The 21,844-nt window shown below is 69.1% G+C and carries 21 protein-coding genes; 14 read left to right on the top strand and 7 right to left on the bottom strand.

Going from position 1 to position 21,844, the window contains the following annotated elements; all coding sequences use genetic code 11:
* Positions 1-10: 10 nt before the first annotated feature.
* Entirely contained in the window at positions 11-2,215 is a 2,205-nt protein-coding gene (locus RIE32_07030) for a GC-type dockerin domain-anchored protein (GenBank protein MEQ9096001.1), read from the top strand.
* Between the two features lie 103 nt (positions 2,216-2,318).
* Here RIE32_07030 and RIE32_07025 read toward each other — a convergent pair whose 3' ends face one another.
* The 3 genes from RIE32_07025 to sucD all read right to left on the bottom strand — a co-directional run bounded on the left by RIE32_07025 (position 2,319) and on the right by sucD (position 5,852).
* Positions 2,319-3,929, bottom strand: a complete 1,611-nt coding sequence (locus tag RIE32_07025) for an FG-GAP-like repeat-containing protein (protein ID MEQ9096000.1) — start codon at positions 3,927-3,929, stop codon at positions 2,319-2,321.
* Positions 3,930-4,098: 169 nt separating this feature from the next.
* Complete coding sequence (locus tag RIE32_07020; GenBank protein MEQ9095999.1) at positions 4,099-4,773, bottom strand: helix-turn-helix domain-containing protein; 675 nt, start codon at positions 4,771-4,773, stop codon at positions 4,099-4,101.
* Positions 4,774-4,844: 71 nt separating this feature from the next.
* Entirely contained in the window at positions 4,845-5,852 is a 1,008-nt protein-coding gene (gene sucD / locus RIE32_07015) for a succinate--CoA ligase subunit alpha (protein MEQ9095998.1), read from the bottom strand.
* A 174-nt stretch (positions 5,853-6,026) separates the two neighbouring features.
* Between sucD and RIE32_07010 the strand changes: the two genes are divergently transcribed.
* From RIE32_07010 to RIE32_06975, 8 genes are all read left to right on the top strand, one after another.
* Positions 6,027-7,508 carry a radical SAM protein gene (locus RIE32_07010; protein ID MEQ9095997.1) on the top strand — a complete coding sequence of 494 codons (1,482 nt, stop codon included), beginning with the start codon at positions 6,027-6,029 and terminating at the stop codon, positions 7,506-7,508.
* Positions 7,509-7,538: 30 nt separating this feature from the next.
* Positions 7,539-8,696 (top strand): L-dopachrome tautomerase-related protein, encoded by a 1,158-nt coding sequence (locus tag RIE32_07005; protein ID MEQ9095996.1) that lies wholly within the window; start codon positions 7,539-7,541, stop codon positions 8,694-8,696.
* 39 nt (positions 8,697-8,735) lie between these two features.
* Entirely contained in the window at positions 8,736-9,458 is a 723-nt protein-coding gene (locus RIE32_07000; GenBank protein ID MEQ9095995.1) for a hypothetical protein, read from the top strand.
* A 33-nt stretch (positions 9,459-9,491) separates the two neighbouring features.
* Positions 9,492-10,469 (top strand): hypothetical protein, encoded by a 978-nt coding sequence (locus tag RIE32_06995; GenBank protein MEQ9095994.1) that lies wholly within the window; start codon positions 9,492-9,494, stop codon positions 10,467-10,469.
* Between the two features lie 9 nt (positions 10,470-10,478).
* Positions 10,479-11,414, top strand: coding sequence for a hypothetical protein (locus RIE32_06990; GenBank protein MEQ9095993.1), 936 nt, complete (start codon positions 10,479-10,481; stop codon positions 11,412-11,414).
* Between the two features lie 36 nt (positions 11,415-11,450).
* Positions 11,451-12,146: a hypothetical protein gene (locus RIE32_06985; GenBank protein MEQ9095992.1), complete on the top strand. Its 696-nt coding sequence runs from the start codon at positions 11,451-11,453 to the stop codon at positions 12,144-12,146.
* A 789-nt stretch (positions 12,147-12,935) separates the two neighbouring features.
* Positions 12,936-14,225: a hypothetical protein gene (locus RIE32_06980; GenBank protein ID MEQ9095991.1), complete on the top strand. Its 1,290-nt coding sequence runs from the start codon at positions 12,936-12,938 to the stop codon at positions 14,223-14,225.
* A 3-nt stretch (positions 14,226-14,228) separates the two neighbouring features.
* Positions 14,229-15,293, top strand: a complete 1,065-nt coding sequence (locus RIE32_06975; GenBank protein ID MEQ9095990.1) for a hypothetical protein — start codon at positions 14,229-14,231, stop codon at positions 15,291-15,293.
* 51 nt (positions 15,294-15,344) lie between these two features.
* On the opposite strand, the gene RIE32_06970 is transcribed toward RIE32_06975, so the two are convergent.
* Both RIE32_06970 and RIE32_06965 read right to left on the bottom strand, forming a co-directional pair.
* Positions 15,345-16,325 carry a fatty acid desaturase gene (locus tag RIE32_06970; protein ID MEQ9095989.1) on the bottom strand — a complete coding sequence of 327 codons (981 nt, stop codon included), beginning with the start codon at positions 16,323-16,325 and terminating at the stop codon, positions 15,345-15,347.
* Positions 16,326-16,361: 36 nt separating this feature from the next.
* The gene (locus RIE32_06965) at positions 16,362-16,721 is read right to left on the bottom strand and encodes an RNA-binding protein (GenBank protein MEQ9095988.1); all 360 of its coding nucleotides are present in this window, start codon (positions 16,719-16,721) and stop codon (positions 16,362-16,364) included.
* A 251-nt stretch (positions 16,722-16,972) separates the two neighbouring features.
* On the opposite strand from RIE32_06965, the gene RIE32_06960 reads away from it, so the two are divergent.
* The 5 genes from RIE32_06960 (at position 16,973) to RIE32_06940 (ending at position 20,095) form a co-directional block, all read left to right on the top strand.
* On the top strand, positions 16,973-18,097 hold the full coding sequence (locus RIE32_06960; GenBank protein ID MEQ9095987.1) for an ATP-binding protein: 1,125 nt from the start codon (positions 16,973-16,975) through the stop codon (positions 18,095-18,097).
* Positions 18,098-18,099: 2 nt separating this feature from the next.
* Entirely contained in the window at positions 18,100-18,387 is a 288-nt protein-coding gene (locus RIE32_06955; GenBank protein MEQ9095986.1) for a hypothetical protein, read from the top strand.
* Complete coding sequence (locus tag RIE32_06950; protein MEQ9095985.1) at positions 18,384-18,761, top strand: hypothetical protein; 378 nt, start codon at positions 18,384-18,386, stop codon at positions 18,759-18,761. Before RIE32_06955 ends, RIE32_06950 begins: the two co-directional genes overlap by 4 nt.
* A 120-nt stretch (positions 18,762-18,881) precedes the next feature.
* Positions 18,882-19,643, top strand: a complete 762-nt coding sequence (locus RIE32_06945) for a GC-type dockerin domain-anchored protein (protein MEQ9095984.1) — start codon at positions 18,882-18,884, stop codon at positions 19,641-19,643.
* A 26-nt stretch (positions 19,644-19,669) separates the two neighbouring features.
* On the top strand, positions 19,670-20,095 hold the full coding sequence (locus tag RIE32_06940; GenBank protein MEQ9095983.1) for a hypothetical protein: 426 nt from the start codon (positions 19,670-19,672) through the stop codon (positions 20,093-20,095).
* On the opposite strand, the gene rsmA is transcribed toward RIE32_06940, so the two are convergent.
* Together rsmA and RIE32_06930 are read right to left on the bottom strand one after the other, a co-directional pair.
* A complete protein-coding gene (gene rsmA / locus RIE32_06935; protein MEQ9095982.1) occupies positions 20,048-20,908 on the bottom strand; it encodes a 16S rRNA (adenine(1518)-N(6)/adenine(1519)-N(6))-dimethyltransferase RsmA in 861 nt (286 codons plus the stop codon). The two genes, RIE32_06940 and rsmA, sit on opposite strands and share 48 nt — an antisense overlap.
* 4 nt (positions 20,909-20,912) lie before the next feature.
* Positions 20,913-21,809: an HAD hydrolase family protein gene (locus RIE32_06930; GenBank protein MEQ9095981.1), complete on the bottom strand. Its 897-nt coding sequence runs from the start codon at positions 21,807-21,809 to the stop codon at positions 20,913-20,915.
* Positions 21,810-21,844 lie beyond the last annotated feature (35 nt).

Raw genomic sequence — 21,844 nt, 5'->3', positions numbered from 1 at the left:
AGGACGAACGATGCGTACTTGGAGAGCAACCACGGGCGCGCGGCGCGGCGTGGCGATCGCCGCTGTTCTGACGCTGGCCGCCGGCGGCGCGCTGGCGCCCGCGGCAATGGCCGACGAGGTCTACGCCTGCGACTCGGGCAGCGACGAGCTGTACATCCTGGACACCGACACGGGCTCGGTCGTGAGCGTCATCGGGCCCATCACCATCGGCGGCGCGGCGGCCACCACGCCGGTGGCCATGGCCGTGCGCCCGGCCGACGGGCTGATCTTCATCAACAACAACTCGCCGGCGGCGATCAACGGGCTCTGCCGCGTCGATCCGGCCACCGGCACGGGCGTGTACGTGGGGGCGCCCTCGATCGACCAGTCGCTGGCCTGGGGCGCCGGCCGGCTGTGGAGCCTGGACGGCTCGGGCCGCCTGGCGACCATCGACCCGGCCACCGGCGCGATGACGAGCCTTGGCGGGCCGGCCCTGCCGCGCCTCTTCGGGCTGGACTTCAACCGCGCCGATGGCTTCCTCTACGGCATCCACACCAGCGGGCCGGGCGCCGTGCCCGACCTGCTGCGCATCAGCACGAGCACCGGCACGGCCACGACCATTCCGCTGAGCATGCCCATCAGCGCCGTGCCCCAGTCGCTGCTGTTCGATTCCAGCGGCACGCTCATCGGCTCGAACAACGCCGGCCAGCTCTTCGACATCGACCCGGCAACCGGCGCGGTGACCAACGTGCGCGCCGCCGACCGCAGCCCCCAGGGCATGGGGCTGATCGACTTGGGCCCCGGTCCGGGCGGGCGCTACTTCGGCCTCCAGCACGACCCGCGTGGCGAGGCCGAGCTGATTCCTGAAGCGGGCGGACGGCTGCGCGTCTCGAACATCGGCTCGAGCGGGCAGGACGGCGTGCGGATCGACCTCGGGCGCGTGGAGAGCCACGTCACCGAGCTCGAGCTGCCCGCACCGCCACTGCTGCCCGATGGGGCCTACCTCGAAGCCATCGCCTACGGCGAGCTGGGCGGCGCGCCCGACAGCCAGATCCTCAGCGTGCGCGCGACCGACCAGGGCGACGTGAACCTGATCTCGGCCGACCTGTCGCGGATCGATCCCGGCTCGGCGACGCTGCGCGTGCTGAATGGCGACGACGTGGTGTTCGAGGGACCGTTGGACGTCGCCGGCGGCGGCTCGACGCCCCTGGTGCGCTCCAGCCAGCCGGTGAAGAAGACCGACCCCTACTGGCGGATGGACCCCGAGTGCTGGCTCATCCTGGAGTTTGGGATTCCCGGGCTGATCGAAGTGGTCGGCGGGCCGCCCGTGCAGGGCGACACGGTGATGGTCATCATGCGCGACGCCGGCACGCCCGTGGGCGACCTGAGCCGCATGGACCTGCTGGGCGCCGGGTTGGGCCAGTTCCTGATCCTGGGCGAGCAGATCGGCAAGTTTGGCGTCCTGCACCAGGCCGTGGGCGACGTGGCCCTGCTGGCCGGCGAGGGCGCGCTGGACGTCGAGGTGCCCCAGGGCGTGCGCGGCGGGCTCGAAACCGTCGAGCTGACCCACTTCATCCGCGCCGACCAGGGCGTGCTGCTGGACACCTTGATCGACAACGGCATCTTCACCGACATCACCGTCGAGTCGGGGGGCATCCTGGGCGGCGTGGCCGGCCAGGCCCTGGGCCGCGTCTCGATCAACAACGGCGTGCTGACCAGCGACTTCAGCGCGCTGGGCTCGGACCAGGCCACGCTCGTCCTCCTGCGCGGCGGGGACGTGGTCTTCCGGGGCGACCTGCCCGATGGCGAGCTGTTGGCGATGGCCGTGCCGCCGGTCCTGGGCGGCTGCGGCAAGCTCCCGCCCGATCCGCCGTGCTTCTGGCTGCCGCTCGATGACATCTTCACGGGCGTGCCCACGGGCGGCCCGCCGGTGGACTTCGACGAAATCCGCGTGCTGGCGACGGCGCCCAGCGCTCCCATCGACGCGCTGGAGAGCTACGCCGTCTCGGCCAGCGCGGGCGGCACCGAGGTCATCCGCTTCACCGGCTTCCAGGCGATCGATCCGTTCGCCTGCCGGGCCGACCTGGATGGCGACGGCGAGCTGACGATCTTCGACTTCCTGTTGTTCCAGAACCTCTTCGATGCGCGTGACCCCCGGGCCGACTTCGACGGCGACGGGCGCTTCACGATCTTCGACTTCCTGGCGTTCCAGAACGCCTTCGTCGCGGGCTGCTGAGCCCGGCCGAGCGTGCCTCCACGACGCAGCGCCCCTGCCGCCCGATTCGAGCGGGCGGCGGGGGCGCTGTCATAATGCCACGATCATGCCCTGGTGATGCGCGTCAGCGGCACCCGGCGTCGAACGCGTTCTGGAAGGCGAGGAAATCGAACAGCGTCAGTTCGCCGTCGCCGTCGAAGTCGGCGCGGTCTTCGCCGGCGTCGAATGCGTTCTGGAAGGCGAGGAAGTCGAACAGCGTCAGCTCGCCATCGCCATCGAAGTCGGCCCGGCACGATCGCCGCCCGTAGATAACCACTGCCGAGCCCGCTCGGTTACGCCCATCGGGCGAGGCCTCGCCGTTGCCCAGCACGATGTCTGCGGCGCCATCGCCATTGACGTCGCCTGCCGCGGCGACGGCATCGCCGCCGCCGCGAATCACGAAGCCTTCGACGCCGTCCAGATCGGGCAGCGCAATCGATTCGGGCCGCGTGCCGCTCGAAGTTGTCCCATACACCACATAGGCGGTATCGGCCGAGCCGGTGATGGCTACGTCGGGGGCGCCATCGCCATTGACGTCGCCCACGCCCGCCACACTGGTGACCGGCGAGCCCTCGAGCCGCGTGGCCACCCCGGCGGTCGGGCCATCGAGGTTGATCTGGGCAGGGAAGCCATCCCGGGATCCAAAGACGATCCAGGCCGGGCCACCGCCGCGCGCGACCAGGAAGTCGTTGACGCCGTCGCCATCGAAGTCGTCGGCGCCGGAGACGTGGCTTCGAGCGCCGACAAGCGTGACGCCGTTGGAACCGTCCAGGTCGTCGGCGTTCAGCGAGAACGGCAGCCCGCCATCGTCTCGCCCGAACAGGAGGTATGCCCGGCTGGTGCCGCTCGAGCCAACGAGCACGTCGTCGATGCCGTCGCCGTTGACATCGCCCACCCCCGCGAGCCCGTCGCCGCACTTGCCGCGATCGATCTGGCCGTTGAGGCGCAGGCCCTGCGTGCCCAGGCCGCGGAGCGGATTGGCGGACGGGAAGGCCCCGTCGCGTCCGAAGACGACATAGGCCTCACCGCCGTCGCGTGTGCCGCTGAAGTAGTACACGTCCGGCGAGCCCACGGCAACGTCGTCAAGGCCATCGCCGTTGAAGTCGCCCGCGCCCGACACGGCGCGCCCAGTGCGCTCATAGAAGTCCCAGCCGCGCACGACGAAGCCGTTGACGCCATCGATCGAGCCAATGTCGAAGGTGGGATCGAAGCCACCGTCGCGCCCGAAAACGATGGCTGCCTCGCCGCCGTAAGGCGCTCCTCGCGCATACGCCCATGGTGCGCCCACGACGATATCACCGAATCCATCACCGTTGACGTCGCCCGCGCCCGCGACCGCCGAACCGGATTGATCGAACGTGTCGGCGCCATCAATCCGGACGCCATTCGAGCCGTCCAGCGATGCAACGTCGAAGACCGCCGGCAAGCCGGGATCACCGAAAACAACATACGTGCTTCCGGCGAGGTCACGGCCCGAAGGACTCGCAAAGTCGGCGCCGATGAGCAGATCGTCCAGGCCGTCGCCGTTCAGGTCCACGGCGCCGCCCACCGCAATACCCAGACGCTCGCCCGCGACAGGCCCGGGCAGCCGCACGCCCAGCCCGGCGTGGAGGTCTGCCGCGTCGAGCACGGGCGGGAATGGCTCGCTCAGCGGTCCCTGCGCATTGGCGGCCGAGGCGACTAGCGAGACCGCCAAACCCGCGCACGCGGGAGCGCATAGGCGTAAGGCATGGTGAGAGCGTGGCTTAACTCGAGTCGTTGACATGCACTATCTCCTCGCCGGGGCGCGGGCAACACGCCTCCCTCGTACGAGCCTACCACGAAGTCTGCTGCGATGCAACGAAACTCTGTGATGTGCAGGGGTCCTACTCCCCCCGCAGGAAGCCCACGCCCAGCCGCACCAAGTCGGCCTCGAGCCGGGCCATCGAGCCGCCCACGGCCGAGGCGTGCGGCCAGGTGGCGAACAGGATGCGGTCGCGGCAGATGGCCGAGACGAAGTACGCCAGGCTGATCAGCCGGTCCTCGCCGCCGGGAATCTCGGGTAGGCTGGGGCGCAGCACCTCAACCATGTGCCTGGTGGCCAGCGCGTTGAGCTCGCGCATCTGCGGGTGGAAACGCTCGGGGTGCAGGCGAAGGTCGAGCACGACGGCACGCAGCGTGCCCTTGCGCGCACGGTAGCGGCGGATGCGGGCGCGCACGAAGGCGCGCACGCGGTCCTCCAGCGTGGCGCCTTCGGGCACCGCCGGCGGCGGCTTGTCCAGCGACTCGACCAGTTCGGCCTGGTAGCGGTGGTACAGCGCCGCCAGCAGCGCGGCCTTGCCCTCGAACCGCGCGTAGAACGAGCCCGCGCTGACCTTCGCGGCGGCCAGCAGGTCCTCGATCCTCAGGGCGTCGAAGCTCTGTTCGGCCAGCAGGCGGTCGGCGGCGTCGAGGATCTTCTCGTAGGTCTCTCGGCTGCGCTTTTGCAACGGCGGCGCGACGCCGGCGGGCGCCGCAAGCGGCGTCAGGAGCGGTCCGTCAGACGCGGGTTTTCTTGGCACATCGTCTCCCCCGCCCGCCGCCAACGGCCCAGATCGGACCGCGGCGCCGTCCATGACCTGCCCATTCGGGCCTACACCGCCGCCAGTTCCAGCCCCATCGCCTTGGCCATCGCCTGGCCCATCTCGGCGGGGCTCTTGGCGACGGTGATGCCGGCGTCTTCCATGGCGGCGATCTTGGCCGCCGCCGTGCCCTCGCCGCCGCTGATGATGGCCCCGGCGTGGCCCATGCGCTTGCCGGGGGGAGCGGTCTGGCCGGCGATGAAGCCGGCGACCGGCTTGGTCACGTGCTCGCGCACGTAGCGGGCGGCGTCCTCTTCGTCGCTGCCGCCGATCTCGCCGATCATCAGGATGCCGTGCGTGTCGGGGTCGTTCTCGAACAGCCGCAGGCAGTCGACGTGGCTCAGCCCGCGGACCGGATCGCCGCCGATGCCGATGCAGGTGCTCTGGGCGATGCCGAGCTGGCTGCACTGCCAGACGGCCTCGTAGGTGAGCGTGCCCGAGCGGCTGACGATGCCCACGGCCTTGCCGGTGGTGCACTTTTCTTCGCTGATGTGCGTGTTGATGTAGCCGGGCATGATGCCGATCTTGCAGCCGGCGTTTGTGTAGGGGTCCTTCGCGCTGTCGCCGCTGCCGGTCTTGGGGCCCGGAGTAATCACGCCGGGGCAGTTGGGGCCGATGAGCGTGAACAGGTCCTGCGTGGGGTGCACGTCGGCGCCGCGGGCGGCCATGTTCATGGCATCGAGCGCCGCGCGGACGCGGACCATGTCGTGCACGGGCACGCCCTCGGTGATGCAGCAGATGAGCCGGAGCCCCGCGTCGGCGGCTTCCATGATCGCATCGCCCGCGAAGGGCGGGGGCACGAAGATCATCGTTGCGCTCGCCCCGGTGGCATCGGCCGCCTGCTTGACGGTGTCGAAGATGGGCAGGCCGTTGGCGTCCTTCGTGCCGCCCTTGCCGGGGGTCACCCCGCCCACCAGCTTGGTGCCATAGTGCAGGCAGCCCTTGGTGTGGACGGCCCCGAAGCTGCCGGTGATGCCCTGGCAGATGACCTTAGTTTCAGCGTCGACGAGTACGGCCATGGGCGGTCTCCGAGGGACTTGGAGGCGAAAGGACAGCGTAGGCCCGAGGGGTCGACATCGGGGACGAACCCAGGCCCCCAAAGCCCGTAGCAGAGGTCGAGCGACCCCGTTGCCGGGGCAATCCAACGAAACGCGAGGCGTCGTGTGCCGGCCGCGGGCCGGTTGGGGGTATCCATGCGCGTGCTGTTCGTCCTGCCGGCGTTGACCGAGGCCACCGGGCCGTTCTTTCGGCCCATCAAGTACGCCCTGTTCCCGCCCCTGGGCATGGCCCAACTCGCCGCGTTCCTGTCGTCCGACGACCAGGCCATGATCATCGACGAGCACGTCATGCCCGCCGTGCTGACGGCGTATGAGGATGGGCCTGGCGTCTTGAACAAGCGATGGCGCGGCACCATCGCCGAGCGGCCCGACCTGGTCGTCATCCAGGTCTACATCACCAACGCGCACCGGGCCTACGCCATCGCGCGATACTACAAGGCGATGGGCGTGCGCGTGTGCCTGGGTGGCCTGCACGTCACCAGCCTGCCCGAAGAGGCCGATGGCTTGTGCGACCACCTCTTCATCGGCGTGGGCGACGCGACGTGGCCGGCGTTCCTCGAAGACCTGCGAAACGGCGAGCCCAAGCCCAGGTACGACTCCAAGGACTTCGCCCGCACGCTCGAACGCCTCCCGCCCACTCGGCGAGACCTCATCGACCGCCGGCTGTACCTCGTGCCCAACTCCATCGTGGTCAGCCGCGGCTGCCCGCACCGCTGCACGTTCTGCTATAACAGCGGGTTCTACAAGGGCGGGCGGCGGTTCTACACCCAGGCCGTCGACGACGCGCTGGTCGAGATCGATCGATTGCCCGGCAAACACTTGTACTTCCTGGACGACCACCTGCTGGGCGACCCGCACTTCGCGCGGGCGCTGTTCGACGGCATGAAGGGAATGGGCCGCGTCTTCCAGGGCGCCGCGACGATCGACTCGATCCTGCGCGGCGATCTCGTGGAGCGAGCCGTCGACGCGGGCCTGCGCAGCATCTTCATCGGCTTCGAGAGCGTCAACGAGGCGAGCCTCGTGCAGAGCAAGAAGACCCAGAACCTCAAGAGCGACGCGGATGCCGCGATCAAGCGCCTCGATTCCCTGGGCGTCATGGTCAACGGCTCGTTCGTCTTCGGCCTGGACGGCGACGGGCCCGACGTGTTCGATCGCACCGTGCAATGGGCGGTCGATCGCGGCATCACCACCGCCACCTTCCACGTCGCCACGCCGTATCCCGGTACGGCCTACTGGGACGAGATCGCCGGCCAGGGCCGCATCCTGCACCGAGACTGGCGGCTGTACGACACGCGGCACGCCGTCTTTCGGCCCATGCACATGACGCCCGCCCAGCTCGAGGCCGGCTACTGGCGGGCGTACGACGAGTTTTATAGCTGGGCCAACATCGCGCGGGCCTCGCGCAACCACGAGCGGGCGCTGTCGCGCGCCAAGCACCTTGGCTATAGCGCCGCGTGGCGGAAGCTGGGCCCGGCGTGGGACATCGCCATCCGCGCCAAGCGGCTCAATGTCACCAGGCCCATCATCGAGACCGGGCTGGGCGTGCTGGGGCGCCGCAGGCTCACGCCGGGCCGGCGGCAGGGCGAGGCGATCTCGCTCCCCGTGCTGGAGCGCTAGCGTCCCGCTGCCAACGCCAGGGAGCCCGCCATGCTGCGCATCGTTCTGCTCGCGTCGATCTTCGCCCTGCTCGGCGGCTGCCAGCACGCCCCGCCGGGCTCGGCCCCAGCGGTCGAGCCCAGAATCTCCGGGCCGGCCGACGGCGATGCGGCCACCCTCGCGTCCGTGCAGCAGATCGTGGGCTTCCAGTGGACGGGCGTGGCCGCGACCGACGACGGCCGCGTGTTCGTCAGCTTCCCGCGTTGGGACGGCCCCTCTCGCTACGCCGTGGTCGAGCTCGTCGATGGCGTGCAGCGGCCGTACCCCGACGGGCAGTGGAACCGCTGGCCGCCGGCCCAGACCGACCTGGACCCCGACCCCGCCTACCGCTTCGTGTGCGTGCAGAGCGTGCACGTGGACGCACGGGGCCGCCTGTGGATCCTCGACCCCGCCTCGCCACGCTTCGAGGGCGTGGTGCCCGGCGCGGCCAAGCTGGTGGAGATCGACCTCAACACCGACCAGGTCGTGCGCGTCATCCGATTCGACGAATCCATCGCCCCAGAGCAGAGCTACCTCAACGACGTGCGCATCGACGTCGAGCGCAACGTCGCGTTCATCACCGACTCGGGGCTCGGCGCCCTGGTGGTGGTCGACCTGGAGACCAACCAGTCCCGCCGCGTGCTGGCGAACCACACGAGCACCCGGGCCGAGCGGGGCGTGGTCCCGGTGATCGGCGGCCGCGAGCTGCGCGTGGGGCAGACGCCCGATGGCCCGGTCCCGCAGATCCACGCCGACGGCATCGCCTACAACCCGGCCGACGACCACGTCTACTACCAGGCCCTGACCGCCCGCACGCTCTACCGCATCCCCGCGGCCGTGCTCGCCGACTTCCAGGCGCGCGAGTTCGAGATCGCGAGCGCCGTCGAGGAAGTCGGCCCCAGCGTCATGACCGATGGCATGGACGCCGACGCGGCGGGCAACGTCTACTTCACGGCGCTGGAGGAGGACGCCATCATCTATCGAACCCCCGACGGCGACTACCGCACGCTCGTGAAGGACCCGCGCCTGGCCTGGCCCGACAGCCTGGCCATCACGCCCGAGGGCGTCTTCATCACAACCAGCCGCATCCATGAGACCAAGCGCTTCAGCTTCGACGGCCTGATGCCCGGCGAGCCCTACGGCCTGTGGCGGGCGCCGCGGCCGGAGTAGGCCGCAACCCCGCCGGACCCCGGCCCGTACCACCCACCCATGCGGGCGATCCGCCTCATCCTCGCCGCAGCCATCTACCTCGCCCTGGCGTCGGCCATCACCGTCGCCAGCGCCTGGGCCATCCACCAGGTGCACCAGTCGCGCCTGGCCGGGGCGGGCGTCATGCTCGAGCTCGCCGGCTCGCCCATGGCCGGCCGCTTCACCGACCAGGAGTGGGCCGAGCTGCGCCGGGCGCCGCACGAGCTCGTGGCGCCCGGGCGCACGACGATCCACCCCATCCGCCAGGGCGGCACGCGGCTGCTTGGCTGGCGCGCCCGGGCCAGCTTCGCGCGTGCCAGCCGCGAGCACGCCGGGCGGCACGCGTACACCCTTGACATGCTGGCCGAGTTCAGCGCCGGCTGGCCGATGCTCGCCATGCGCTACGCCGACCACGCGATGCTGTCCGGGCCCCCTTCGCGGGCGCCCCAGCCCGGCCCGGTTCCGCCGGTGAGCTACCGCTACGGCCTCACGCTCCACCAGGCCGCCAGCCCGGGCTCGACGGCCCTGGCCCGCCACGCCCTGCCCCTGCGCCCCATCTGGCCGGGGTTCGCCGTCAACACGCTGCTGGCCGCGGCGCTCATGGCGCTGCTGGTGCACGGCCACCGCCCCGTGCGGCGGCTCGTGCGGACCTTCCGCGGCCGCTGCCCCGCCTGCGGATACTACCTGGAAGGCCTCGCGCCAAGCACACCCTGCCCCGAGTGCGGCCGCGCGCCCCGGGCGTGAGCCCCGCCGCTTGGCACCCGGTACCCTCACGCCGTGCGCTCTTTCCGGGCCATCCGCACGCTGCTCGTCTTCGTCCTGCTGGGGGCGGTGGCGACGGTTCTTACGTCATGGGCGATCCATGCGGTGCAGTTCTGGAGATTGCGCAGCGCCGCGTCCGCCCCGTATCCCGTGCCGCCGGCCTTCCCCTGGCCGCACGATCCCGAGGTCGCCGAGGCATGGGGCGGCATCAACACCAACCCCGCGCCCGGCGAGGCCCGCATCCGTCCGGACGCGAGGTCACGCGCCCAGGACTTCCTCGACGAGGATTGGATGGCGCAGCACGGCCCGACGTCGCCGATCGACGGCGATCGGCTGTGGCGACGCCATCGCTCGCCGTCGTTGCCGCCGCTTCCCCCATATCCCTTCCCGTACGCGTTCTTCGAGGTCCGCCCGCGCGGCGGAGGCTGGGGCGTGCTCACCAGCGTCGTGTACTTCATGGAGGAAACCGTCAACGGCAAGCGGATGATGACCGGCGAGACGATGAACGTCTCCCGGGCGGGCTGGCCGGCCCCGTCGATGCAGCACGAGGCCCATTGGGTCCAGCTCATCGATCGCGGCTCGCGGCCGTGGCTCTTCGACCACTACGACAGCGTGCACGTCACCGCCTCGCCGCCAAGGGCGTCCCTGGCGTCCGGGCTCGAGCTCTGGCGAGGTTCCCCGCACAACCCCGGATGGGGCCTCGTGCCCATCGAGTTCGGGCCCGCCGACCGCTTCGCCCTTCCCCTCCTCCCGATCTGGCCCGGCTTTGCCATCAACACGGGCTTCTACGCCCTGCTGCTGTTCATCGCGTGGCGATTGCCGGGCGTGCTGCGTCGCGCGGTGCGGCGGCGGCGTGGGCGGTGCGCCGCGTGCGGCTACGACCGGGGCGGGCTCGATCCCGGCGCCGCGTGCCCCGAGTGCGGAGAAGGCGCGGCAATGGGCAATGGGCAAGAGGCAATGGGTCGGAGGGGGCGTCCCACCCGCCGGGCGTAGGGTTCAAGCATGCGACCCCGCCGGGCCATCGCCGCGCTGCTCGTGTTCGTCTGCCTGGGGGCGGTGGCGACGGTTCTTACGTCGTGGTCGATCCACGCGGTGCAGTTCTGGCGGCTGCGCTCGAGCGCCTATCCCCCCATCGTGTTTGTACCGTACATCTGGTGGCCCTTGGATCCCGATCTGGCGCGCCGGGTGGAGATCGACCCGGACATCGCTTCTGGAGAGATCGGCATCGACGTGAACAGCGGACGCTGGGCGGGGCAGCTTCGGCCAAACCTCGTCGGCGAGTACGCGTGGGCGACCGCCAACGACATCAACGCCGACGCCGCGTGGCGGCGGCACCGCCGCGTCAATGAAGATATCTCCCCCACCCCCGGCTACCCGTTCCCGTTCATGCTGTTCGAGACCGATTCCTCACGCGCCCACTGGCGGGTGCTAGGCAGCGAAGCAGGCATATTGAACGACGCCTTCGCCACCGATGATGGCAGCGTCCACGACGTGCTCATCCTCGTCCGCACGGGGTGGCCGATGCCGTCTATGGAAATCGGGGCGCACTACGCCGAATTGGTGGAGGTTGCCCCGGTGGGGCTCGGCTTCAAGCGCGTCGAGGAGTTCGCCGCGCCTCCGGTTGTCGCGATTTCCAGCGGCATCGAGTTGTGGGCCGCGCCGCGCCCATCGCCCGTTGCTTCGGGCGGCTCTCCCACCCGGTATGCCGTCACCGACCGCTTCGCCCTCCCCCTGCTCCCGATCTGGCCCGGCTTTCTTCTAAACACGCTTCTTTACGCCCTGCTGCTGTTCATCGCGTGGCGATTGCCGGGCGTGCTGCGTCGCGCGGTGCGCCGGCGGCGTGGGCGGTGTGTTGGGTGCGGGTACGACCGGGGCGGGCTCGACGCCGGCGCGGCGTGCCCGGAGTGCGGGGCGGGGGCGGGCGCGGCTCGGACGTGATCGCCGCGTCGGCCTCATTACGCCAATGATGCGGCGATGATCCCCGCGTGGCTCTTCACTGCCGCCGCACTCGCCTTCCTGATCGGCATGGTCTGGTGGGCCAGGCGCGTCGAGCGGGGCCGATTCGGCTTCGCGGCGCATTACTTCCCGCGATTATGCGCGGCGTCGCAAGGGCCGCGCGCCAGAGATCTCGCGCCCCCGTGGCTCGGCGGACTCCGCACGTTGCGGCGCGAGCTCGGTGGAACCCACAGCGCCCCATGCGCCGTGCTGGACGATCTTCTTGACGGCAGCATCGAGATCGCCTGCCTCTGGCAGCACGATCGCGTCGTTGCGTTCGTGCGATGCCCGGGCGTCCTCGTCGCCGACGATCTGGCTCAGGGCAACGCCCTTGCAACGACCGGCCCGATGATGCAGGGCCGTCGCGGGCTTCGGAAGGTCGCCACGCTGCGATCGGAAGGTCGGCGACACGAACCCATCAATGTGTGGCACGACCGCATGGCCGATGCACGCGTCGGGCTCCACGACGCCGCCGAACTGTCGCTCCGCGGGGCATTCGCAATCGGCTATGGCCGCGGACTTTCGGCAATCGAGATCCATGCGGGCGAGGTCTTCCTCCTCTTCGACGGTCATGGAAAGGGCCGGCTGGAGCCCCATCACATTGCCGCAATCGTCGAGGCGCTGGACGTGAAGCAGGAGGGCGACCGGGCCGCGAGCGTCCCGATCCGCCCGTGACCCACGCGCGTTCCCCATCGGCGCCGGGCCATCGGCCGGCGGCGCGGGTCGGCACGGTGGCGCCGCGATGCCATGCCGGTGCCGAACGACGCCGGGCGGCTCCTGCGCTTCGACGCGCCCGGTCCGTACGACGCCGTACCTCTTCGGCGCATCGTCATACCGTTCTGGTGCGTCGTCGCATCGTTTCGCTACGCCGTCGTACCTCTTTTGTACGTCGTCATACCCCTTTTGTACGTCGTCATACCTTTTCTGTACGACGACGAATCTTTTTGGTACGACGACGTACATTTTCGTGACGAAGTTACACGCCGGCCGCTCGTCGCCTTCGCGGGCCGAAAAACGCCCATTCCTTGCCGGTTTCTCGCCATCGCGTCCGAGAATCGCCAAGGTCCGCCCGTTTCCCGGGGGAAACCGGCCCGGGCGTGGCGGGTTCGGCCATGGGGCGACGAGGCCCCGCCGCCGGGCCACGCGACCCGGGCCCTCAGCAGCGCGACCCGAGAACCGAGCAACGCGACCCAAGAACCGAGCAGCGCGACCCGGAAGCCGGGCCGCGCGACGCAGGACCCGGGCCGCGCCGCCCGGCATCTGGGCGTCGCCGCACCGGGCCCGCGGCGGCCCGCCCCCCGCCGGATCCCCGCCGCGCGGTCCGAGAATCACGGCGCTCCGCCCGCGTTCGGCCACGATCGCGGCCCGGAGGCAACGGGCCACGCCCCCATCGGGCCCGCAACCCGCCCGCGCGATATCCCTATAACCTGCGGGCCGGGCGAATCCGGCGGGAAGGGGCCAGCGATGGACGCGAGGTGGATGGTGGCGGGGGTGGTCGGGCTGGGCATCGCCCTGGGCGGGGTCGGCGTCGCGCCGGCGTGGGCCCGGCAGGTCGAGGGCGCCGAGCAAGCCCAGGCCGACGAAGACGACGAGATGCTCCAGGAGATGATGGTCCTGAGCATCCCGCGCGAGTCGGCGGCCTTCTACGCCGACCTGATGGACCTGGACGAGCTGCAGCGCGAGGTCGCCCTGGAGATGCACCGCGCGTACCTGGGCCAGTACCGCGACGCGGCGGTCAAGATGCGCGACGTCATGCGCACGCTCGAGGAGAAGATGTCCGGCGAAGACGCCGACTGGGAGCAGGCCCAGGCCATGATGGCCGACATGATGAAGGTCGCCATGGGCTTCATGGAGCGTGTTGTCACCCTGGGCGAGCAGTACGTGCAGGACCTGGGCGCCCTGGCGGCCAGCGAGGACCAGCGGGCCGCCCACGAGCGCGTCGTGCGCACGCGGGCCCGCGAGATGGCCGTGGCCATGAGCACCATGAACGGCGGCACGAGCGCGGGGCTGGTCGACCTGGTGGCCATCGCCCGCTCGATGGACCCGCCCGTGCTGCCCGAGGATGGCGCGATGGGCGACGCCGGCCCCGCGCAGCAGGCGCTCTACGAGTACGAGCGCGAGCTGGGCGAGCTGTGCGCGCCCTTCGTCGATCGCGTCCTGGCGGCCTTCCGCGAGATGGCGCAGGCCATGAGCGAGGGCGACCAGGCGTGGGATGGCGAGGACCGCATGGAGCAGGAGATGGAGGCGATGATCGAGCGGATCTCCGCCGTGAACGAGCGCTCCGCGCGGCGCATCCACAACGCCATGCCCGCGTCGATGCGCGACGCCTGGGACCTTGCCTACAAAAAAGCCCGCTGGCCGCAGGTCTATGCGCCAAGCGACTTCCACCGCACGCACGACGCGGCGCTCGCGCTCGAGGGCCTCTCCGGCGAGCAGCGCGAAGGCATCGAGGCGGCCATGAACCAGTACGTGCGCGAGGCCGAGCCGGCCAACAGGAAGTGGATCGACGCCATCGCCGAGCAGGAGGCCGCCAGCCGCGACATGAGCGGCGAATGGAACCAGGAGAAGTGGCAGGCCTACCAGGCCATGCAGGAAGCCGTGCAGCAGGCCCGGGCCGACCGGGCCGCGCTCGACGAGCGCTTCGCCCAGCGCGTGCTGGCCATCCTGACGCCCGAGCAGCGCGACGCCATGCCCACCACCACCGGCGGCGCGGTCGACGCCGACGAGGTGATCCGGCAGATGGGCGGGGGGTGAGCGATGCGGGCCGTGGTGAATGGAACCGTTGCCGCCCTTGCGTGCGTCGCGACCGCCGCCGCCCAAGACGCGGCCGCCATCGACGCCGGCGACGTGCGCCACTACGCCGAGTTGCTCGCGCTCACCGACGAGCAGGAGGCCCAGGCGATCGAGCGCTACCGGGCGTACCGCGCCGAGATGCGCGACGCGGCCAGCGCCATCCGCGAAATGGCCATGGACCAGGCGGCCGATAGCGCCGAGGACCTGCGCGAGAACGGGCTCGCCGGCGCATACTTCCGGTCGTTCCTGCGCGCGACGGCCGACGCGGAAGGCACGCTCGAACTGTTCGCCAGGCCGCTGCGAATCGAGCAGGAACTGATCGACGACCTCCTCGCCCTGGCCACCACGCCCCAGCAGCGCGAGGGCGTCGAGCGCGTGGAGCGTGCCTGGCGCCGGGATCGTGTCTCGGCAGCCCAGAGCCCCTTCGGCGATTCAGCCGACGTGGTCGACCTGGCCCGCCGCCTGGGCCACGACCAGCGCGAGCCGATCGCCGGGATCCTGCTGGAGTACGAGCTGGCGATCGATCCGATCCGGCGCGTGGAGGTCGGCATGCTGCCGATGGATTTCGCGGCGTTGCAGGACGCAAAGCCCGCCGAGGACGTGCAGTCACTCGGGCTCCGCGCCAAGAAGACCAACATCCAGTTCGCCCGCCGGATCAAGCAGGCCCTGTCCGAAGAACATCACGATCGCTGGGACCGGGCCGTGCGCGAGGCGTTCTGGCCCGAGCCCTACGAACGCAGCGGCCCGCAGAAGATCATCGGCGCCCTGCGCCTGAACCGCACGCTCACCGACAAGGACTGCGAACGCCTGGAAGCAATCGCGGCCGACTACGAAGAACGGGCCGCGCCCATCAATCGCGACTGGGCCGCCGCGCTGGACGCCCACCTCCACGCCATGGCCGCCGAGGACTGGGACGCGTCGGGCAAGGCCAACGAGACGATCTACGAGAGCCGCGCGGCCCGACGCGCGCTCGACGAGGAATTCGAGGACCGTCTCGCCGAGTTCAGCCGCCAGCAACAGACCAAATAGAAAAACCCGCCGGCGTGCGGCGGGTTCGTGAAGTTCAGGTTCAGTTTCGGATCAGGCCACGGCCTTCTTGGCCATCCGCTCGGCGGTGGGCACCTTGACGTCCCAGGCCAGGCCCAGCTTCTCCATCGCCTTGATGATGAGGTAGCTGCTGTCGAACTGCCACCACTTGAGTCCGTGGCGGGCGCTGGTGGGGAAGGCGTGGTGGTTGTTGTGCCAGCCCTCGCCGAGCGCGAGCACGCCCACAATGGCGTTGTTGCGGCTCTCGTCGTGGCTGTCGAAGGGTCGGCTGCCCCAGATGTGGCAGACGCTGTTGACGCTCCAGGTGATGTGGTGGACCACGGCGATGCGGATGAGCCCGCCCCACACGAAGCCCAGGAACGCGCCCCACCAGCTCATCGTGATGAGCCCGCCGATGACGGCCGGCAGCAGCAGGCTGAGGGCCATCCACACCAGGAACATGCTGCTGAGCTTGCTGATCAACGGGTCGGCCTCGAGGTCGGGCACGTACTTCTTCAGGTCGCGGCGGCCGCCCACGATCATCCAGCCAACGTGGCTCATGAAGAAGCCCTTGACCAGTCCCTTGAATCCCGAGCCGTGGCCATGGGGCGAGTGGGGGTCGTGCTCGGCGTCGCTGTGCTGGTGGTGGCACCGGTGGTGGGCCACCCAGGTGATGATCGGGCCTTCGCTGGCCATCGATCCGAGGACCCCCAGGATGGTGGTCATGATCGGGCCGGTGCGGAAGGACTTATGCGTGAACAACCGGTGGTAACCGATCGTCACGCCGAAGCCGGTGACCAGGTAGAACCCGGTCATCAGGCCAAGTTCGGTCCATCCCACTCCGACGCCCCAGGCATAGACAATCGCCCAAACGAGCGCGCACAAGGGCACGAGGATGAAGATCAGATTCGCGATGCGCTGCCCCAGGGGCAGCGGACCGTAATCCTCTTTTTCACGAACCGCGGCGCGGGCCGTAGCCTGGGCCGCGGCGTCTCGACGGACGACCGCAGGGGTCGGAGATGGAATGGTTGTCATAGGATCCTTTTATCGGGGTCGAGGGTCTGGAAGTCTTTAACGACGGCCCCAGCCGCCGCCACCCCCGCCACCGCCGCCACGGCCACCGCCGTAGCCGCCGCCACCGCCGCCGCCACGACCACCACCGAAGCCGCCGCGACCGCCGCCGCCACCCTCACGGGGCTTGGCTTCGTTGACGGTCAGGGGACGGCCGCCGAAGTCCTTGCCGTTCAGGCCTTCGAGCGCGTTTCGAGCCGCGGCATCGTCGTTCATCTCGACGAAGCCGAAGCCGCGGGGGCGTCCGGTCTCGCGATCCATGATCAGCGAGACGCTATCGACCTCGCCGAACTCGCCAAAGAGCTCCTGAAGGGCGCCCTCGGAGGTGTCATACGGGAGGTTTCCAACATAAATCTTCACGTTTCCGACTCCTGCCCTGAGAGAATGCATCCGAGAGAGACCTTCAGGGCAAGTCGCGTCGGAAGAGTGCGGCCGGCGATACCCCCTGGTTCGCCGCGCCACAGTCCAGTTCCAAGCGTAGCTACGCCCTCAGGAGTGATCCAGTTCGCTCCGGCCCAGCGACGGGCGGCGAATAGACTTGGCCTTCGGGTTACCCCGTGTGGTGCTCGAGAGACCATCGAATCACCCACCTCACAGCGTTGGAGGGCGGCATGCGGGCGATCGTCACCGGGCAGATCGGGCTGGATAAGAAGAAGTACCTCGATGAGGTCGCCGCCTTCGCGGGCCAGCAGGGCGAGCACATCGAACTGCTCAACGTGGGCGACATGATGTACGCCGAGGCGCCCGACGTGCGCCCCGGGCGCATCCTCGACCTGCCCCTGAGCCGGCTGCACTCGCTCCGCCGAGCGGCCTTCAAGGACGTCATCAGCGAGAGCCGCGATCACTCCAACGTGCTCGTGAACACCCACGCCACGTTCCGCTGGCGGCATGGCCTGTTCAGCGCCTTCGACTTCGACCAGATCAACAAGCTCAAGCCCGACCTGTTCATCTGCCTGGTGGACAACATCGAGACCGTCCACGAACGCCTGCACCGCGACCACGAGATCGACGCCACCATGAAGGACTGCATGGTCTGGCGAGAGGAAGAGCTTCTGGCCACCGAGCTCATGAGCCAGGCCGTCCCCGGCAGCGACTTCTACATCGTCAGCCGGGGCCGCCACGCCAGCACCGTCCGCACCATGTTCCGCCTGGTCTGCCGGCCCGAGATGCGCAAGGTCTACCCCAGCTTCCCCATGAGCCACGTGGTCGACATGCCCGACGTGCTGGCCGAGATCGACGCCTTCCGGGCCAAGCTGGCCGAGCAGTTCATCACCTTCGACCCCGGCGACGTGGACGAGAAGCTCCTGCTCGACCGGGCCCTGGAGGCCGCCCGCCAGGGCCAGGAGTTCTTCGACCACGCGCCCCACAGCTTTGGCGGCGGCAAGGCGAGCGCCAAGCCCCTGCGTGTGCGAACGAGAGAAGTCCTTGACATTGCCGGCGACATCGACGGCCAGATCTACATGCGCGACTTCAAGCTCATCGACCAGAGCGACATGATCGTCAGCTACATCCCCGAGCTGCCCGGGGGCATCCCCGGGCTCAGCAGCGGCGTTGAGCGCGAACTCCAGCACGCCTGGGAGCACACCAAGGAGGTCTACGTCGTCTGGCGGCCGAGCAAGGCCCCCAGCCCGTTCATTACCGAGACCGCCACGCGCATTTTTACGACCGTCGAGGAAGCCGTCACCCACTTCGAGGAGTCGGGCATGTTCGCGCAGACGAACCTGTTCGGGCACTAGCCATGAGCGAGCCACGCGCCAACCCGCAGCCCTGGACGCCCGCCGTCGCCGCAACCATGATCGTGCGGCTCGCTGGTGCCGCGAGCATGGTCCTGGCTGCCTTCTGGCTCCTGAGCTGGGCCCTCTACCGCGTCGAGTACATGGCCGCGGGCATGCCCATCGATCAGGATTGGTACTACGGCCTCATGGTGCTGCGATACCTCGTGCTGGGCGGCCTGCTCCTGCTCTTCGAGCCGGCGTTCGCGCGATGGCTCACCGGCGGCCGGCTGGGCAGCGGAGACGTCCGATGATCGGCCCATCGGCCAGCGAGGTCATTGCGATGCGCTGGCGCGTGCGGATCCTGCTCCGCCTTGCCACCCTGACGCTCACGATCATCTCGCTCGCATGGATCGCCCTGCGTTTGCGAGCATTCCTCGAGGTCAGGCAGATGGCCGGTTCCGGCTTCGCACGCTCGCCCCACCCGCTCGACTTCGAGTGGTTCGCCATCCCCATCGCGATCCTCGCCGTCGCGTTCGTGCTTGCACTGGTGGCACAGTTTGGCCTTGCAATGATCGTGGAGGTCCCCAGGCCCAAGTGCCCCGGCTGCGGCTACGACCTCAGCAAGCTGAGTGGTGACAAATGCCCAGAATGCGGTTTGCTCATTGGGCGGGGTGATCAGAAATAGCCTTGGACGGCTACGTCACGTCCATTATCCTGTACTGAAAGGAGACTGGTGATGAGGACTGCGCGACCGGCCATGGTTCTCCTCGCGGTGGCGACGATGGGCGTGCCAGCGAGGGCCCAGATGACCCTGGAGTCCGAGGACAGATCGCTTGGCTACTCGCTCGGAGCCGAAGGGACGGGCGGAGACTTCATCAGCGGGACGGAGCGGCCGTACCCGCGCGATGTGTTCGCCTTCTGGGATGCCGAGTACGACAACTATGCCAGTTCCTTTCCCGCCAGCGCGGGCTACCTGGCCCGGGTGCGTTCGATTCCCACTGAACGATCCTTGCTCTTCTACTGCGATCTCGAAGCAGGCGCGACCGTCAGCGATACCGGCGGCGCATATGGTGGCCGGGCAAGCGGCACGGTGAACTGCAATCAGCAGATCCAGTTTTCCATCGATGCCCCGGAGCGAGTCCGCATCACCGCAAGCGTGAGCGAGGATGGAGACGGCGTGCAAACTGTGGCGAATCTGCGGCAGCTGGCGCCCACTTCCGAAACGGTCTTCTCCATCTCTTCAGATCCGGCCGCACAGTTCAATGCGACCCTGGTTCTTCAGCCGGGCACCTACAGCATGTCGGCTCGCGTCGGAGCATCCCACGCGTGCACGGACTGGACCGGCTTTGGCTGCAGGAACTCCGGTCGTGGCCAGTTTGACGTCACGCTGGAGATTCTTTGTCTGGCCGACTTTGACGGTTCCGGCATTCTCGACGTCGCTGATTTTCTCGCTTTCCAGAGTGCGTTTGACGCAGGTGACGCGCTCGCCGATCTCGATGGCGACGGCGCCTTCACCATCTTCGATTTCCTCGCGTTCTCCAACGCCTTCCAGAACGGCTGCGACTGATACGCTCGGCGCGCCAACGATCTCGCGTGACTGAGCCTCAAACCCCCTATCAACGCCTGGGCCACGAAGGCTTCGATCGCCTTACCCGTGGCTTCTACGACGCCGTGCCGGGCGACGACATCCTCGCCCCAATGTATCGCCAGCACCTTGCGCAGTTGCATGGTGTTCGCGCGAACGACGACGATGCCGTCGCCCCATACATGGAAGAGGCCCGCGTCCGCCTGCGCGACTTCCTCATCCAACGCTTCGGCGGGCCCACCACCTACAGCGATCAGCACGGCCACCCGCGCCTGCGTATGCGGCATATGCCGTTCGCCATCGACCACGCCGCCGCCGAGCGATGGCTCGAGCTCATGTTCGCTTCGCTGGATGACATGGGCTTGGAGCCTGACCTCTACCGCGAGCTACGCGTGTTCTTCACCCAGACGGCCCTGTTCATGGTCAATCGCTGACACGGCGTCCGCCAGCCGGCAAAACGCGTCCAACGAGACCTCTTCGGCCCGCATGTCGGGCGAGACGCCCTTGGGCGGCTCACGATCGCCAAGCAAATCGCGCAACGGCTTGGCGATCCGCTTGCGGCGCTGCTGAAACAGCGCGGCACACACCATGCTGAGCGTGTGCGGATCGCCCATCGGCTGGGCCCGCCGGCGTAGCACGAGCATCGAGCTGTCCACCCCCGGCCTGGGCCAGAAGCACGCCGGCGGCAGGTGCGCGATCTTTTCGACCTCGCAGGTTGCCTGCGCGATGACCGAGAGCGGGCCGTAGTCACGCGAGCCGGGCCCGGCGAGCAACCTGTCGCCCAGTTCCTTCTGGATCGTCACGCCCAGCACGCCGCAGGCGGGGTAGTGCAGCAAGAGCGTGGACATCAGCGGCGTCGCGCAGCCGTATGGTAGATTCGCAACGAGCTTGAACGGCCCATCGCCGAGCCACGCGACGATGTCCGGATGCAACGCCCGCTTTCCATCCAGGCAGTCGCCATGCACCAATGCCCAGTTATTCCGGGCGCCCAGCCCTTCACGGAGTAACTCGGCCAGCGCGTCGTCCAACTCGCACGACAGTACCTGCGCGCCGGTGTCCAGCAGTGCTTCGGTCAGCGTGCCGGTGCCGGGGCCGACCTCCAGTACGCGGTCGTCGAGACCAACCGCACACGCATTGACGAGCTTCAGGATCAGGTTCTGATCGGTCAGAAAGTTCTGTCCCAGCGAGCGCTTCGGGCGAAGGCCGCGAGAGTCGAGTAGTGCCTTGATCTCGGCGAGCGTCTGCACGCGATCACCACTCGCCGCTGAGGATGCGGTCGATGGTCAGCGCCACGCCGTGCTCGGCGCACGGCTCGGCGATGCGGTCGGCCTTGGCTTTCACGAAGTCGGGCGCTTCACCCATCGCCACGCCCAGGGCCGCGCCCTCGAGCATGTGCACGTCGTTGGCCTGATCGCCGATGGCCGCGATGCGGTCGTGCGAGACGCCCACGCGGTCGGCCAGCTTCTTCAGGGCGCTCCACTTGTCGGCGCTGTTGGGGAACACCTCAAGCACGTGCGGCGGGTCGGCCCCCTCGGGCACGTGCGTGCTCAGCGGAAACGCGTGGAACATCGCCATTCCCGATAATTCGTCGGCCAGCGCCGCGCTCAGTTTGGCGATCTCGTCGGCCGAGCCCGAGGCCACCGCCCGCACGCTGGGGATGTGGTGCATGGGTCCCTCGCGCCCGATGCGATACTCGATGCCCATCGCCTCGTTGCGGTTCTTGTCAACCTTCCAGAGCTTGAGCACCGGGTGCAACTCGGCGTCGGGATCGTTGCCCGCCGGCAGGATCACGTAGTCATACCCCGCGTGATCGCGTTCCTTCTGGATCATCATGGCCAGGTCGAGCCCACTGGCCAGTTCAGTTACGCGGTCGATCAGTCCGCTGTCCAGGCTCAGCCCGTCCAGCGTTCGCCGTTCGCGGCCGCAAGCGATCTGCGCTCCTCCGGAAACCACCACCGGGTCGAGCTGCCCGAGCAGGTCGAGCATCGCGTGGCACTCGCTCAGCACCCGGCCCGTGCAGATCGTCACGCCCAGGCCCGCCTGCCGCGCCCGCCGGACGGCGGCGAGATTCTCGTCCGAGATCATGCCCGTGCGGCCCACGAGGGTGCCGTCCAGGTCGATGGCGATGAGGTCGTAGCGCGAAGGCATCTCGAATCGTTGGCGCGTGATCGCCGAGCCGCGCA

This window comes from Phycisphaerales bacterium (genome assembly GCA_040221175.1).
Classification (GTDB): Bacteria; Planctomycetota; Phycisphaerae; order Phycisphaerales; family UBA1924; genus JAHCJI01.
The sequence above is the reverse complement of the archived record's forward strand: the minus strand, read 5'-3'. Positions and strand labels throughout refer to the sequence as shown.